This window comes from Candidatus Peregrinibacteria bacterium (genome assembly GCA_016220175.1).
Taxonomy (GTDB): Bacteria; Patescibacteriota; Gracilibacteria; order CAIRYL01; family CAIRYL01; genus JACRHZ01.
This window is the reverse complement of record JACRHZ010000054.1, coordinates 1-14227: the sequence shown is the minus strand read 5'-3', so window position 1 is coordinate 14227 and position 14227 is coordinate 1. Positions and strand designations below refer to the sequence as shown.

Sequence of the window (14227 nt, the reverse complement as noted above, 5' to 3'; positions counted from 1 at the left end):
TTTCTTATATGTTCTGCTTTGAATAGTATGACTGCTCTCGGAATGCCAAAAAGTTACAAAATAGTATGAAAACCTTAGAAAAAGAAAATTGCTCTTTCCTGAGTCTCTATATTATGATTTGTGCAACAAAGCCATCAGGAATTAGGAATTAGGAAAAAGAAGAGAAATAAATTCCCTTGTTCATACTTCCTTATTCCTCATTCCTCCTATGCAAACTCTTTCATCTTCGCTCGCCCTCTTCCTCGCTGAGGCTTTTCCCACTTCTCATTTTCAAATGAATAGACTGCGCGTCCCACGCGGACGAATGCCGGATTTTTCTGAAGATTGAGGGAAATAGTCCCGAGCTTCACATCTCTTTGCTTCAAAACTTCCGAAACAATATCTTTTTTCTTGAGAGGCCCTTTTTCTCGCAGAATCTTTGCGATGATATCAGCAACAGTTCCCGCCTCATATCCCCATTCAGAAAGTGCATACACTCCTCTTCCCACAAGAACAAACTCAGGATAACGAATAAGATCATTATGAACGGCTTGAACCGTCACGACCTTTTTATCAAACCCTGTTTGAGAAATTCGGTTTGCAATTTCGATAAAATGCATAGGAGTTTTTGTCTTCTTCAGAATAATATTTGCTTTATCTCGAATACTCTTTGGGTTTACATGTCTCCATTCCATAAGTCCCCACCTGTCATGTTCCATTTTTCGAAATCGACGGTCGATAGAGAGAACAGAAATCACCTGAGTTTCCGTAAGATTCATTTCCTTCAGAGCTGATATCGTTTTTTGAATAAGAATTTTCTCAGCAATGAGGTCTTGATGTTTCTTCAGCCCTTTATAATTCGTTGAGGCAATCTTTTCGATGGCGTTCAGCGGAAGAGATGAATGTCTCCAAAATGGGAAAAATACTTTTGAAGTGTCTATTTTCGACATTTCGGAATCGATAGTAAGTCCGAGCTTAATAATGCTTCCCGTAACAGGAGTTCGGTGTACATGGCTTGAATTCAAAAGTGCTGCAATCAGGGTCTCCTCCCGAATCACACCACCATTTTGGAGCAATATTTCTTTTGCAAACTTATTAATCCGTTGGAGTTGAGTATTTCCGATATTTCGTCGAAGTTTCTGAAGTGCAATATTTTCAATTTGGCGAATCCTTTCTCTTGTTACAGAAAAATGTTTCCCAATTTTTTCGAGCGTCTGTTTCGGTTTCGAATCTAATGCAAATCTTCTCGTAATGACCGTTTGTTCTTTCTCAGAAAGGATGAGGAAAAATTCGTTCAAGACTTTCTCGAGATCGATAGATGAATTCATAAGTGCGGAATCAGTTGGAGGAGAGATTGTCATAATTTTTTATACGAGAAAAGTGTGAAAATTTATATGCATTTGTAGCCGTTTTCGGGACAAATGGCTCTGAAAAAGTGTGCAAGAGCAAATGTACGACGTGGGGGGATAAATTGTCAAGTTGTTCCAAAAAAATGAATGAGAAAAGTACCTTTGTTTTTTATAAATTTTTAATAATTGTGCTCGCAAATTTTGAAAAAGATGATACATATAATTTTTATAAATAAAGAAATCGTAATACAGTTTCAAAAAATTGGCTTTAGAAGTATTTATTTGAAAAATATAAAATTGATATACTCTCAAAAGAGATTTATTATATAATTAATATTTAAAATGTCAACTAAATTCCAAAGAGAGTTGTGGGAAATTCGGTAAAATGCAGTCCGATTCTGAAATATGAAACGAAAACGAGTTCTTGTCGGCCTTTCTGGTGGCCTTGATTCCACTATTTCCGCCCTTCTCCTCACTCGCGAGGGATATGATGTTATTGGTATTCATCTGAAACTCTGGACGGACGATAAAGCTCCCTCTCTCACGAAAAATCTTCCAGAAAATAAATGCTGCTCAGTTCGTGACCTTATGCTCGCGAGGGGCGTTGCAAAAAAGCTGAATATGCCTTTTTATGTAATCGATTTTCGTGAAAAGTTTAAAAAGGCAGTAGTAGATGAATTTTTAGAGGGATTCAATATGGGAATTACGCCAAATCCGTGTGTGGAATGCAATCGCACAGTAAAATTTGGATTTTTTTTGGAAAAGATGAAAGATCTGAGTGCGGACTTTGTTGCGACTGGGCATTACTCTCGAAACGAATGGAATCCGAAAAGAAAAATGTGGGAACTCATGAGAGGATGTGATGACACGAAGGATCAGAGTTATTTTTTGTATAATCTTTCTCAAGAGAAACTCGCGCATGTTCTTTTTCCTCTTGGCAATTTTACGAAACAAAAAGTGAGAGAAATAGCGCGTAAAAATGGATTTCAGGAATTTGTAGAAAAACGTGAATCGCAAGGAGTATGTTTTTATCCAGAAACTCAATATTTTCCTTTTTTAGAAAGGCATCTTCCTAAAAGCTTATTTCAAAAAGGGTCAATAGTTCTCAAGAAAAATGGACAACATATTGGCGAGCACGAAGGTTTGCCAAGGTATACAGTTGGGCAGCGAGCAAAAGTTGGAGGAATGATTTGCCCGCTTTATGTCCTTGGAAGTGATCTTTCCAAAAATATTCTTTATGTTGGCGAGAATGAGGAACTCTTTGTTGATGAACTCCATCTCAAAAAGGTGAGTTTTATCGGAGAAGAACTCGAAGAAGGAAGCCCAATTGAAATTCGTATTCGCCATGGGGGAAAACCAGAAAGAGCGCATATTTTTGGAAAGAATGATGAGAGACTCATCAAGTTCGACAAAAAAATTCGGGCAATCACTCCCGGACAATCTGCTGTATTTTCGAGAGGAGAACTCATTTTGGGAGGCGGGGTAATTGTATAATTTTTAATTTTGAAATTTTAAATTTCTAAATAAATCTTAATGTTTAATTTCTAAAAAATACCAAAATAAATGTACCAGTTTAAAAAATTAGAAATTAGAATTTATTTAGAAATTTAAAATTTCAAAATTAAAAATTATAGGTATTTATACTTATTCTCATTATGCTCATCGTTTGTCGTGGCGTAATGAATTTTCCCATCACTTCCATGGAGGTAATAGTAGTATGGTGATGCTTCAGGAACTGCTGCAGCCGTTAAAGAATTCTCTCCTGGATTACAAATAGCTGTAGGAGGAAGGCCAAGAAATTTGCGGGTGTTAAATGGAGATGAATTTGCCAATTCTTCCGAAGTGAGTGCGCCTATTTTTTTATGAAGGGCATAACGAATCGTGGCATCTACTCCAAGAACCCATCCCTCATCAAGACGCTTCCAGAGAATTCCAGAAATAATCGGCATTTCTTCGACATCCTTGCTCTCACGTTCCAAAAGTGACGCCATAATGATAATTTCTTTTGGAGATCTCTTGCTCGGAATTTTAATTTTCTCCATTCTTTTTTGAAATTCGGAAAGCATTTTTCTCGCGAGATCCTCTGGAGAAAAATTTCCCGGATGTACTGCGTAAGTTTCTGGGAAGAAATATCCTTCTGAGGTGTTTCGATCTTTTGGAAGAAAATCGAAATCAGAAAAATCACAAGTTTTTCGAATACAGGAAAGAAACGATCCTGCTGGAGCATATCCTTTTGCTCTGATCCTTTCGTCAATTTCCTCAAGAGTAAGTCCTTCAGGGATAGTAAAAAATTCTTCTCGTTTTTGTATATTGAGAAGCACTTTCGCAATTTCGGGAAGAGACATACTGCTCGAGAGATAAAATCTTCCCGACTGAAGTTTTTTTGAAAAATCATTTCGAGAAGCATATTTTTCAAAAACCCATGCCGCAACAATAAAGTTTTCTTTTTCGAGCTTTTCAGAAATTTGCTTCAGAGTAAGTCCCTGATCGACCTTAAAAAGGCGCATTTCATCGGTAGCGGAAGCGGGCACCATCTCCAGAAGTTTTTGATATCGCAATTCCTCTATTGCCACAAAGGCGAGAGCTCCGAAAAAAATTATGCCCAGCATAACAAAAACCTTCCGGCGAAGAGATTGAAAACGTGAAGGCATATTTTTGAAAATATTTTGTGAAAAGTATCTGAGTTCGCTCTCAGAATGTTATACCACTTCGCTTTAGAAATATCACTTCTCAATACTGCGAAGCTTTTGAAACAATAATTCAACAGAGAAAGCTCCGTGGCATAATACTAAAATTGAGTATCCTTTCAAAAGCGAAGCAGTATTACATTCCCGGAAATCCCATATCTCCCATAATTCCTTTCATTTTTTCCGCTCCCACTTCCTGAGCCTTTTTTGTGGCTTTTTGGAGGGCTTCTTTTAGGGCTTTCTCCACAAATAGTTTTTTTTCGGGAACAAAAAGTTCTGGAGGAATATCGATTGAAATAATTTCCTGTTCAGCAGTCACCACAACTTTGATCCCAGAAGATCCTGCTTCAATATGAATATTTTTGAGTTCGGATTTTATTTGTTTTGCCTGTTTTTGGAGTTTGTACATATCCTTGAACTTTTGAAACATAGGGAATGTGGAAAAATTGAAATGCAGCGAAAATTATAGAGAATGGTGGTGAAATTGCAAACTCATGAAGAATCCTTTTGGGAGAATGCTACCTTCTCTTTTGGAGTCTAATTTTTTTTTCCCAGAGATCCTTTCTCCATTTTTTCCACATTTCTGGATCAAAAATTTTTGGATTTTTTTCGATAAATTTTCGAAAAATTCGATTAAAAAAGTGATTTTCACCACCTTTGAGGTAGTAATATCCTCCGAGTGAAGCCAGAAAAGCGCCAAGAGAATCAAGAATAAGATCCCACATGGTATCTTCAAGGCTGGCTCTCTGCATATTTGCTCCGAAAATATTATCCACGCCAAATTCAAAGATTTCCCAGAGTGCTCCAATTGCGACCGCAAAAACAAATGAAAAAATTCCGATAAATATCGTATCCATATGGATTCGAGTGCTCTTTTCTTTATTGAGAATGTACACGAGAAGAAATCCCAGAATTCCAAGAAGAACACCGGAACTCCCATGTACTACAATATCCCACCACCAAAATCGAACATAATAATCCTGGATCTCTCCGAGATATAACGAACAAAAAATAAAAATCACACACAAAAATTCTAATTCCGTAGGAAGTGAAACCTTATAGTTTTTTTCAATGATGGCCGGCAAAAAACTAAAATAAAACGCTGTTCCGGCAAGAAAAATATTCAGCCAATGTCCCGTGAATATCGCGAAAAAAAATGCAATGAGAAGAGCAACACGAATGATATAAGAAATGCGAAGTTGAATTTTGTCAGCAATATCCATATTTTCCAAATCATATCGTGCTTACTACTCATAGCTTACTGCTTCCTCCTCCGAAATTTCAAGAACAATACGAATCTTTTGCAGGGGATACGTTTCAGAAATAAAAGCGATATGGTGCTGGCAATTGTCCTTCAAATTTACTCGGATCGTAGAGCTCTATCATCTGCGTTTTTTCTCTGAACTCGGCAGCAAGATCATCAGGAAGGCTGCTCAGAATTTCCACAGAATCCCCAAGTCCAAAGTTAGCGCGAATAATTTTCATTTGCTCTATAGGCGTATTAACGCATGAATGTGATCCACCATTCCCTCGATTTGAAATTTCCCAGAATTTTGGGAGGACTCTCCATTCTGCATCATGGACGGCCCTGAATCCATCGTAATAGAGAGCGTTTTGTACAAACCACCGCCCTTGCATCCAATGGTTGGTGCGTTCGAGCCAGATTTTATATCCTCCAGGAGGCGTCGGTGTCGCATTCGCGCCCGAGAGAATTCGTGTATAGACAATTACTCGACAATTCTTGACTCCATATAGTACCTGTGTCTCTAAATCGACATAAATTCCTGTTTCGCCAGTAATCTGGTTTTGACACTGATCCTTTTGCTCTGTGAGTTTTTCTTGGCAGAGTTCAAAGTTTTTGTGAGATTTTTGAGAATTACAATCCTCTTCACTGAGATTCCAAGACGATCTTTTTTTGAGAATTATTTCCTCATCTCGCCCAAAAGCATTTTGCAGTGCAAGTTTTTTTCTGCAGAAGGAAAGGTTATCGGAATTCTTCATTTTGTCACAAAATTTCTTATCGAGTCCCTTCTCCTCAATTCTCTTCATGACACTCGTGATTTCAGTAATGCTTGAAAGGGATTTTCTGCATATTTTTTCTGATGGAGCATCATCTCCTGAGAAAGTTCCACAGAATTCCAGTGGCGCCGAATGGAGAGGATCTTCTTCGGTGTTCTTATCATTCTGCGAAGATTTGGTATTTGCCTCAATACTTACGTCCACATTTTGATCCTTTTGAGCATCATCGGACACGATATTCGCCAAAAAGTCTCTCTCTGGAGAGGGAGAAAAGATAATGAGTACTGCAAATATTCCGAGGAGCGTAAAAAGTTTCATGTTCATTTGACGTATTTTATTTTTGTTTTATGGGCGGATCAATTATTATGATAACATAAAAAACGAAAAAAGTAAAATATAAAAATCGCTTTTTAGAGACAAAATTTATGCGAAATATTTCACGGCATTCTCAAATATTTTCTGTCCGTCGCCTTCGGCTGGAAGTGATTTCCCTTCTCGAAGATATTGTTCTTTGAGAACAGTAAAATCAGGACGATTCGTCAGGAAAAGGCTTCGTTCTGGATGCGGCATAATTCCCAAAATTCTTCCTGTTGGATCGCACACCGCTGCAATATCCATGAGCGCACCGTTTGGATTTGCCGGATATTTTCCATTCGCCGGAGAACCATTTTCCTCTACATACTGAAACACAATTTGATCATTTTCTTTGAGTTTTTGAAGCTCCGATTCTTCCATATAATATTTTCCTTCGCCATGCGCTATTCCGTAATATGCGAATTCAATTCCTTTCGTAAAAACACATTTTTGGGAAATGTTTTTCATGTGAACCCATGTACACGTCACTCTTGCATTCTCATTCGCCATGAGCGCCGCTTGGCGTTCTCCATACTTTTCTTGAAGTGCTGGAACAAGGCCTAATGCCGTAATCATTTGAAAGCCATTGCAAATACCAAGAGTGAGAGTATCACGGCGCACAAATGCGAGAATTTCATCTCGCAAATTGTTGAACAGTTTATTCGCCATTGCTTTTCCTGCTCCCGTATGATCTCCGTGAGCGAATCCACCAGGGGCAACAAAAATTTGATAATCGCTTAATTTTTTTCGTCTATCAATCAGATCATTCACATGAACAATATCAGGAGTTGCTCCTTGTTGCTCAAAAGCAAAGGCCGTTTCTTCTTCGCTGTTGATCGCATAGCCAGTAAGAATGAGGACTTTGGGAGATGACATAGTTTGTTGAAAATTAAAAATTCTTAAATGTTCCCCTGTACGCATTTCCTGCCTCATCAAGATTCATATCAACGATTATGTTTCCCGAGAGTCCTGTAATGAGAATTTTTTCATCATCACGAACTTTTCCGACAAGTTGAGCTTGAGGAAAAAGTTTTTCAAAAACCTCTTTATTTTTTGGGTTTACTGAAACTGCAAAACGTCCTTGTGATTCGGAAAAGAGAAGAACATCATCACGATCAACATCTTCTTTTTGCACATTTCTGAGGTCAATTTCTATTCCTAATTTCCCAGCGATTGCTTTTTTGAGAAGCGCTGGGGCAAGACCTCCAATTTCTGGCGCAATCGCAGAAGCAATAAGATTTTGTTCCATTGCCGTATGCAATTTCCGGTACATCGGGAGAAATTTCTGTCCATCCACTTTCGGAACATTGTTTCCAATTGCGTTTTGCATCGCAAAATATTCGCTTCCCCCAAGTTCATTTTTTGTCGTTCCCAAAATATAAATCAAATCTCCGGGAAATTTAAGATCAAGAGTAACGCTTTTTCTCACATCTTCCACCATGCCGATTGCGGAAATAAGAAGCGTTGGTGGAACAGAAATTTTTATCGGAGTATCATTCTCATCAAATCCTTTAAAATCATTAAACATTGAGTCTTTTCCAGAAATGAATGGAGTTTCATATATAACGGCGGTCTCATAACATGCTCGTGCCGCTTCTTTGAGTTGTCCTAATCGGTCTTCTTCCGTTGAGGAACACCAGCAAAAATTATCCAGAAGCGCGAGATAATCAACATTTCCGCCAACAGAAATTGCATGTCTGACGGCAGTATCAATTGCTGATGCCGCCATGTGATAGGTGTCAATATCGCTGTATTTTGGATACAAAGCTTGGGAAAGCACTACTCCCCGATGGCTGGAGAGTACAGGACGAAAAACGCTCGCTCTTCCGTTCACGCGACCTTTTCCCTGAAGCGGCTGAATTCCACACCCACCTTGCACGTTATGATCATAATGAACAGAAATAAATTCATAACTCGCGATATTTTTTCGCCCGAGCATTGCTAAAACTATTTTTTGTAAATTTTTTTGCACAGATATTTGAGGTTCATCATGTTTTTTCGGAGTATACGTTGTTTTCAGTCGTTCTACAGGAACACCGTCATGAAGAAATTTCATATCTACGTCCATGATGGTTTCTCCGTTGTAAGAAACAACGCATCGTCCACCCTTCGTATATTCTCCAATAACCGTTGCTTCTACGCCGCGACGTTTCATGAGGTCCAGAAATGCATCCACTTTTTCTGGCGGAACTGAAAATGTCATGCGTTCTTGAGATTCTGAAATCCAAATTTCCCACGGAGAAATGTTTGGATATTTGAGCGGAACTTTTTCGAGTTCTACCTTGCATCCTCCGCATTCCTTCGCCATTTCTGCAACAGAGCAGGAAATTCCTCCCGCGCCGCAATCAGTAATGCTATTGTACATTCCAAGGCTTCTCGCTTCCTTTACGATCGCATCACTCATTTTTTTTTGCGTTACCGGATCGCCAATTTGCACTGCGGTAACTGGACTTCCGGTATCAAGCGCTTCAGATGAAAATGTCGCGCCATGAATTCCATCAAGTCCGACCGCTCCGCCAGCGACGATAATTTTATCTCCTGGCATTGCTTTCTTTTTCCAACTCGGCTTGTTTTCTATTTCTTTTGGGATGAGTCCGACAGTTCCGACAAACACGAGTGGTTTTCCTCGATATCGATCTTCAAAATACACGAATCCCTGAGGAGTCGGAATTCCTGATTCATTTCCACCGGAATACACTCCGTCTACCACTCCTTCTAAAATTTTTCGAGGAGAAAGCGCTTTATGTGTTTTATTTTTTCCACGATACAGCGGTCTTGCATCATCTGAATCCCCAAAACAATATCCATATCTATTCGCTACCGGTTTCGCCCCTTTTCCAAACCCAAGCGTGTCACGATTCACTCCGACAATTCCCGTAACGGCTCCTCCAAAAGGATCAAGTGCGGAAGGCGAGTTGTGAGTTTCCACCTTGTCAGTCACTAGATATTTGTCGTCAAATACGATTGCTCCGGAATTGTCGGTGAACACCGACACACAAAAATCTCTTTTTCCTTTCTTTTTCCGAATTTCTTCCGTTGCCCTTCGAATGTAATGTTTGTAAATTCCATCCTCTATTTCATCCATCGAATTTGCGAAAATCGTATGCTTGCAGTGTTCTGACCATGTTTGTGCAATGGATTCAATTTCAATATCTGTTGGTCTTCGTTTTTCTTTTCGAAAATATTCTCGAATCGCTTTTAAATAGTTCAAACTAAGCGCAAGCGGTCCTCTTCTGGTTCCATTTGCGTTTGGAATTCCATTTTTTCCGAGATCCGTAAGCTCTTCATCAGAAATTTCTAAATCCACAAGATCTGTTTTTGGCGTATGATGGAGTTCAACGCGAGGAACTCTTACTCCCATTCCCCCCTCGCGATCAAATTCTTCTTTGAATTTGATATGAATGCGCTGAATAAGCGGATTTGCAAATGTTTCCGCGATTTTTTGGATATCTTCTTTTTGAAGGTCTCCTTTCAAAAAAGTGATTTGTGAAGAATAGACATCTTCATCCGGGCGATGGAATTTTACTTTGAGAAGATCTTCAATATTTTCAATTACGGTTGTTCCAAGGTTATCGGTAACGCCCGGGAGAAATCCAATTTCAATCGCGTAGTCGAAGTCGCTCGACACATTTGGCGTTCCCAATGTGAATTTTTCAAAAAGAGGATTTATAAGAATTTTTCCGATTTGCTGTTTTTCTTCGTCCGTAAAATCTTTCGCAATGGTATACACATCGGTAATTTCTACATTTTGTACGGCATATCCATCATCTTTGAGTCGACGCAACCTTTTCTCAGCTCTCGTGTCTTTGATGATATTCCTGATTTCGAGGCGAAATGCGGTCATGCAGAGTTTTTTTGAAAATGTGTGAGGACATCCGAATCGTATCAGAGGTAAGAAATTTTGAGAAGATTTTTTTATGGTTTTGTAGATTTCCCATATGGAAAGAGGTACAATTCCCCACAGAAATTTTGTAGAGAAACATGCTTTCTTACGCTTTCATCAGTGCGACTCTCATTAGCCTTGTTTCATTTTCAGGAGCTTTGGCGCTCCTGTTTCAGCACAAAAAGATTGAAAAAATCCTCTTGCACCTTGTGGCATTTTCAGCAGGAACGATGATGGCGGGAGCACTTTTTCATCTCTTGCCGGAAGCACTTGCTGCTTACCCATTAAAAAATGTTCTTCCTTTCGGGTTTTTAATCATTGGATTTTCGGTATTTTTTATTTTAGAAAGATTCATTTTTTGGCATCATTGTCACAGGAATGGCGATTGTGAAGTCCATCCCGTTGGATATATGAGCCTCATCGGCGATGCGATTCACAATTTTTTAGATGGAGTTGTTCTCATTCCTGCATTTTTTATTGATACTCATGTGGGAATTGCGACGACAATTGCGATTATTGCTCATGAAATTCCTCAGGAAATAGGAGACTTTGGAGTCCTCCTTCATGCTGGAATGGAGCCTGCAAAAGCGCTTTTTTTAAATTTTCTCTCTGCCGTTTTTGCGATTCTTGGTGTGTTTTTTGGATGGGGAATTCAGGGAAAAATGGAAACAATGACGCCATTTCTTCTGGCATTCACTGCCGGAGGATTTCTCTATATTTCCGCAAGTGATCTCGTACCGGAACTTCATAAGGAAAAAAACCTCCTCAAAGCGACATTCTCATTTCTGATGTTTGCTGTAGGAATACTTCTCATGATGTGGTTAAAATTGGTGGAATAATCGTCAACACTATTTATGAATTTCATGACCACTGAGGCATTTTCAATATTTTTTATGATATGGAAATTTCTCAGTGTTTTTTGAATATTCCACGTTTTACCTCAAACACCTCCATTTTTCTTCTCATCTTCGGCATTTCTGTTGCTGTCACAAAAATTTGAGTATTCGAAAATGCGTGAAGAATCACTTTCCTTCGGTCTTCATCGAGTTCAGAAAAGACGTCATCGAGGAGAAGAACAGGGGAAAATGAGGTTTCTTCTGTAATAAAATCTTGTTCACAGAGTTTGAGTGCGATAATAGTGCTTCGAATTTCTCCACGAGATCCGACTTCTGCAATTGGTTTTCCATGAAATATGATCTGAAAGTCATCGCGATGTGGTCCTTTTTGTGTTGATCCGAGATGAACATCTTGATGGAAATTTTTTTCTAGCGTTTCAAAAAAATCGGCATCATGCGGGACTGAAGGGAGATAGAAAATATCCAAAGCATCATTCTTATGAAAGAGTTCTCTATATTTTTTTTGGAGATTTCTTTGGAGAAATTCCGCGTATTTTTGCCGATATGTGTGAAGCACCTTCGCCCATTTTTCAAGTTCCGCATCCCAAAATGCAAATTCCATTTTTTGGACTTTTCCTTTGGGAAAATCTATGAGGAGTTTATTTCGGTGTTTCAAAATTTTCTCAAAATTGAGCGATGCGGAGAGAAAATCAGGGAAAAGCGGAGAAAGAATTCGTGAAAAATATTGCCTCCGATATTTTGGACTTGCAAATGGAAGTTCCATGTCTTCCGGCGCAAAAAGCACTGTAAAAAAATGTTTTGTTTTCAAAAATTCCCCAGCGCTTTTTTGAACTCCATTTTTTCGGAAAATAGTACGACCAGATTTCCCCGTGCCTTGTTCCCAAAAAATTTCAAGAATTTCCTTTTCTGTATTTTCGAGAATTATTTCTCCAGTAATTTTGGAATATTCCGCTTCTTCTTGAATAAATACTGACTTTTCACGGCTTCGGAATGGGCGAGAAAGCGAAAGCGCATAAATTGCTTCCAGAAGATTTGTTTTCCCCTGCCCATTTTTTCCCGTAAAAATATTCATTTTCGGAGAAAAATTCAGCGTCGTTTCTGAAATGTTGCGGAAGTGACTCAGGGAGATGGAGGAGATATGCATGAAGCTTATGAGGAGGAAGCTGAGAATAAGGGAAACTCAGGAAATTTTATCGAGCCCCAAAAATGATTGGTAATTTGTTCGATGGATGAGATGGACACTACTCTCCGGATACGCTTCTAAAAAAACTTTCGGAATTTTCCATGTATCTTTTTTCCACTTAAATTCAAATCCAGAGAGAATTCCTTGAGATTCTTCAATATAATCAATTTCCTGCTGTTCTCGGGTTCTCCAAAAATATACATTCGGATCTTGCGATGAATTCAAATTGTATTTTATTCGCTCACTGATCATGAAATTCTCCCAAAGCGCGCCTTGATCCTGCCTCAAATGGAGAGGATTCAAATTATTAATAAGCGCGTTTCTCATGCCCGTATCATAAAAATAGATCTTCCTGAGTTTCTTGAGTTCATTTCGGATATTCCTGCTAAAAGGGCTTAACCGAAAAATAATAAAAGCTTTTTCCAATATTTGGATGTAACTTGCTATTGTGTTTTTATCGACTCCAATAAGAGCTCCCAGTTCATTATAAGAAACTTCATTGCCAATTTGGAGCGCTAATGCCTGAAGCAATTTCTCTAAAATTTCAGGACTTTTCATGTTTTGATATGCAAGTACGTCTTTGTAGGAGTAGCTTTGCGCGAGGCTTTTGAGTTTTTCTTTTGCAGAAAGACCTGATTCAACAATCTCTGGATACATTCCATAAATTATTCTTTGTTCGATGATTCGATCTATTTCCCTTTCGGAATATATTCCGCTGAGTTCGCTGAGGCTTAATGGAAAAAGATAAAATTCATTTTTTCTTCCCGTGAGAGGTTCAGAAATTTCATTCGAAAGATCAAAAGAGGAAGAACCAGTCGCGATTATTTGCATTTCCGGAAAATTATCTACGATCAGCTTGAGCGTGAGACCGATATTTTTCACTCTCTGCGCTTCATCCAAAATAATCAGTTTTTTCTTTCCGAGAAAAGATGAGAGTTCAGTGGATGTCTTATTCGTAAGGGCTTCTCGAACATCGGGCTCATCACAATTCAAATATTCTGAATCTTTTGGAAATTTTTTTTGAATTTCTTTCACAAGCGTCGTTTTTCCTACCTGTCTCGCTCCATAAATAATCACCACTTTTCCCTGAAAAAGCGATTGTTCAACGATTTTCTGTATGGTTCTCTCTAAAAACATAATAATTTTTGGTGAGTTGTCTCACCTAAATATATAGTATTTTGGTGAATAGGGCAAGAGTTTTTGAGTTTTAAATGCATTTTGGGCTTCATTTTTCCAGAAATTTCGGGTATAATAGTTCAAATTAAGATATTCCCATATCCAGTTTATGGTTTTAAGAATTTAGATATACGTTTCTCATGTTAAAGATGCTTGCACAAATATCAGGAAACGAAAAAGAAGTAAAACTACTTCAATTGATTTTGAATAAAATCCGAAAGTATAAAGAGACAAAAAATAGAAAAAAAGATAACAAAAGACTTAAAAACTTAGAAGAGGAATTGGAAAATCTTTAGAATTTTATTATTTTCAGATATGGGAGGCGAGAATTTTACAGGAGATTTGAATAAAAAAATCGATACGGCAATTGATCAGGTTGTAGGAGATACTAATGAAGCAGAGAAACAATTAGTCGAAAAAGCCGATCAACTGCGCGATAAACTTAAACAAGCGATTACATCACAACATACTGAAGACGAGCAAATTAAGGCAGAGGAATGGACAGAAATTTTTGAATCATTACCAAAAGATCTTCTTAAGGATTTTGAGATTTACGATGTAAATGGGCTGAAATTTTTTATTTTATTAAAGCCATTTTTTCAGTAGTGGGCGGTTAAGAAAAGGTTAATAGCTTAAAGTGATTGTTTTAGACTGTGGTTTTGAGATTTTTAACATTTTTCGATTTCAGGGAAATTCAGGGATAATTGGCATATTTTTTGCTGGTTTCCTATGAATACAGG

13 protein-coding genes are annotated in these 14227 nt (G+C 38.2%); 4 read left to right on the top strand and 9 right to left on the bottom strand.

The window, feature by feature from the left end:
- Window positions 1-206 precede the first annotated feature (206 nt).
- The gene (locus HZA38_04335) at window positions 207-1340 is read right to left on the bottom strand and encodes a hypothetical protein (protein MBI5414715.1); all 1134 of its coding nucleotides are present in this window, start codon (window positions 1338-1340) and stop codon (window positions 207-209) included.
- 393 nt (window positions 1341-1733) lie between these two features.
- Here HZA38_04335 and mnmA point away from each other — a divergent pair, with 393 nt between their 5' ends.
- A complete protein-coding gene (mnmA, locus tag HZA38_04330) occupies window positions 1734-2822 on the top strand; it encodes a tRNA 2-thiouridine(34) synthase MnmA (protein MBI5414714.1) in 1089 nt (362 codons plus the stop codon).
- Between the two features lie 134 nt (window positions 2823-2956).
- On the opposite strand, the gene mltG is transcribed toward mnmA, so the two are convergent.
- From mltG to HZA38_04300, 6 genes are all read right to left on the bottom strand, one after another.
- A complete protein-coding gene (gene mltG, locus HZA38_04325) occupies window positions 2957-3937 on the bottom strand; it encodes an endolytic transglycosylase MltG (GenBank protein ID MBI5414713.1) in 981 nt (326 codons plus the stop codon).
- Between the two features lie 214 nt (window positions 3938-4151).
- Complete coding sequence (locus HZA38_04320) at window positions 4152-4445, bottom strand: YbaB/EbfC family nucleoid-associated protein (protein MBI5414712.1); 294 nt, start codon at window positions 4443-4445, stop codon at window positions 4152-4154.
- Window positions 4446-4533: 88 nt separating this feature from the next.
- Window positions 4534-5238, bottom strand: coding sequence for a hypothetical protein (locus HZA38_04315; protein MBI5414711.1), 705 nt, complete (start codon window positions 5236-5238; stop codon window positions 4534-4536).
- 94 nt (window positions 5239-5332) lie between these two features.
- On the bottom strand, window positions 5333-6352 hold the full coding sequence (locus HZA38_04310) for a L,D-transpeptidase (GenBank protein ID MBI5414710.1): 1020 nt from the start codon (window positions 6350-6352) through the stop codon (window positions 5333-5335).
- Window positions 6353-6457: 105 nt separating this feature from the next.
- Window positions 6458-7264 carry a phosphoribosylformylglycinamidine synthase subunit PurQ gene (locus HZA38_04305; GenBank protein ID MBI5414709.1) on the bottom strand — a complete coding sequence of 269 codons (807 nt, stop codon included), beginning with the start codon at window positions 7262-7264 and terminating at the stop codon, window positions 6458-6460.
- A 13-nt stretch (window positions 7265-7277) separates the two neighbouring features.
- Complete coding sequence (locus HZA38_04300; protein MBI5414708.1) at window positions 7278-10232, bottom strand: phosphoribosylformylglycinamidine synthase; 2955 nt, start codon at window positions 10230-10232, stop codon at window positions 7278-7280.
- Between the two features lie 137 nt (window positions 10233-10369).
- Here HZA38_04300 and HZA38_04295 point away from each other — a divergent pair, with 137 nt between their 5' ends.
- A complete protein-coding gene (locus HZA38_04295) occupies window positions 10370-11110 on the top strand; it encodes a ZIP family metal transporter (protein MBI5414707.1) in 741 nt (246 codons plus the stop codon).
- A 70-nt stretch (window positions 11111-11180) separates the two neighbouring features.
- On the opposite strand, the gene HZA38_04290 is transcribed toward HZA38_04295, so the two are convergent.
- Window positions 11181-12272: a DNA replication/repair protein RecF gene (locus tag HZA38_04290; GenBank protein ID MBI5414706.1), complete on the bottom strand. Its 1092-nt coding sequence runs from the start codon at window positions 12270-12272 to the stop codon at window positions 11181-11183.
- A 36-nt stretch (window positions 12273-12308) separates the two neighbouring features.
- Window positions 12309-13448: an ATP-binding protein gene (locus HZA38_04285; protein MBI5414705.1), complete on the bottom strand. Its 1140-nt coding sequence runs from the start codon at window positions 13446-13448 to the stop codon at window positions 12309-12311.
- Between the two features lie 179 nt (window positions 13449-13627).
- On the opposite strand from HZA38_04285, the gene HZA38_04280 reads away from it, so the two are divergent.
- Together HZA38_04280 and HZA38_04275 are read left to right on the top strand one after the other, a co-directional pair.
- Window positions 13628-13783: a hypothetical protein gene (locus HZA38_04280; GenBank protein ID MBI5414704.1), complete on the top strand. Its 156-nt coding sequence runs from the start codon at window positions 13628-13630 to the stop codon at window positions 13781-13783.
- Window positions 13784-13802: 19 nt separating this feature from the next.
- The gene (locus tag HZA38_04275) at window positions 13803-14093 is read left to right on the top strand and encodes a hypothetical protein (GenBank protein ID MBI5414703.1); all 291 of its coding nucleotides are present in this window, start codon (window positions 13803-13805) and stop codon (window positions 14091-14093) included.
- Window positions 14094-14227: the final 134 nt, after the last annotated feature.

What these genes read in the sequence shown, in the direction of transcription:
- HZA38_04280 (MBI5414704.1), top strand. Translation starts at nt 13,628, where the DNA reads ATGTTAAAGATGCTTGCACAAATATCAGGAAACGAAAAAGAAGTAAAA.
- mltG (MBI5414713.1), bottom strand. Translation starts at nt 3,937, where the DNA reads ATGCTGGGCATAATTTTTTTCGGAGCTCTCGCCTTTGTGGCAATAGAG.
- HZA38_04285 (MBI5414705.1), bottom strand. Translation starts at nt 13,448, where the DNA reads ATGTTTTTAGAGAGAACCATACAGAAAATCGTTGAACAATCGCTTTTT.
- HZA38_04290 (MBI5414706.1), bottom strand. Translation starts at nt 12,272, where the DNA reads ATGCATATCTCCTCCATCTCCCTGAGTCACTTCCGCAACATTTCAGAA.
- HZA38_04305 (MBI5414709.1), bottom strand. Translation starts at nt 7,264, where the DNA reads ATGTCATCTCCCAAAGTCCTCATTCTTACTGGCTATGCGATCAACAGC.
- HZA38_04295 (MBI5414707.1), top strand. Translation starts at nt 10,370, where the DNA reads ATGCTTTCTTACGCTTTCATCAGTGCGACTCTCATTAGCCTTGTTTCA.
- HZA38_04300 (MBI5414708.1), bottom strand. Translation starts at nt 10,232, where the DNA reads ATGACCGCATTTCGCCTCGAAATCAGGAATATCATCAAAGACACGAGA.
- HZA38_04335 (MBI5414715.1), bottom strand. Translation starts at nt 1,340, where the DNA reads ATGACAATCTCTCCTCCAACTGATTCCGCACTTATGAATTCATCTATC.
- mnmA (MBI5414714.1), top strand. Translation starts at nt 1,734, where the DNA reads ATGAAACGAAAACGAGTTCTTGTCGGCCTTTCTGGTGGCCTTGATTCC.
- HZA38_04320 (MBI5414712.1), bottom strand. Translation starts at nt 4,445, where the DNA reads ATGTTTCAAAAGTTCAAGGATATGTACAAACTCCAAAAACAGGCAAAA.
- HZA38_04310 (MBI5414710.1), bottom strand. Translation starts at nt 6,352, where the DNA reads ATGAAACTTTTTACGCTCCTCGGAATATTTGCAGTACTCATTATCTTT.
- HZA38_04315 (MBI5414711.1), bottom strand. Translation starts at nt 5,238, where the DNA reads ATGGATATTGCTGACAAAATTCAACTTCGCATTTCTTATATCATTCGT.
- HZA38_04275 (MBI5414703.1), top strand. Translation starts at nt 13,803, where the DNA reads ATGGGAGGCGAGAATTTTACAGGAGATTTGAATAAAAAAATCGATACG.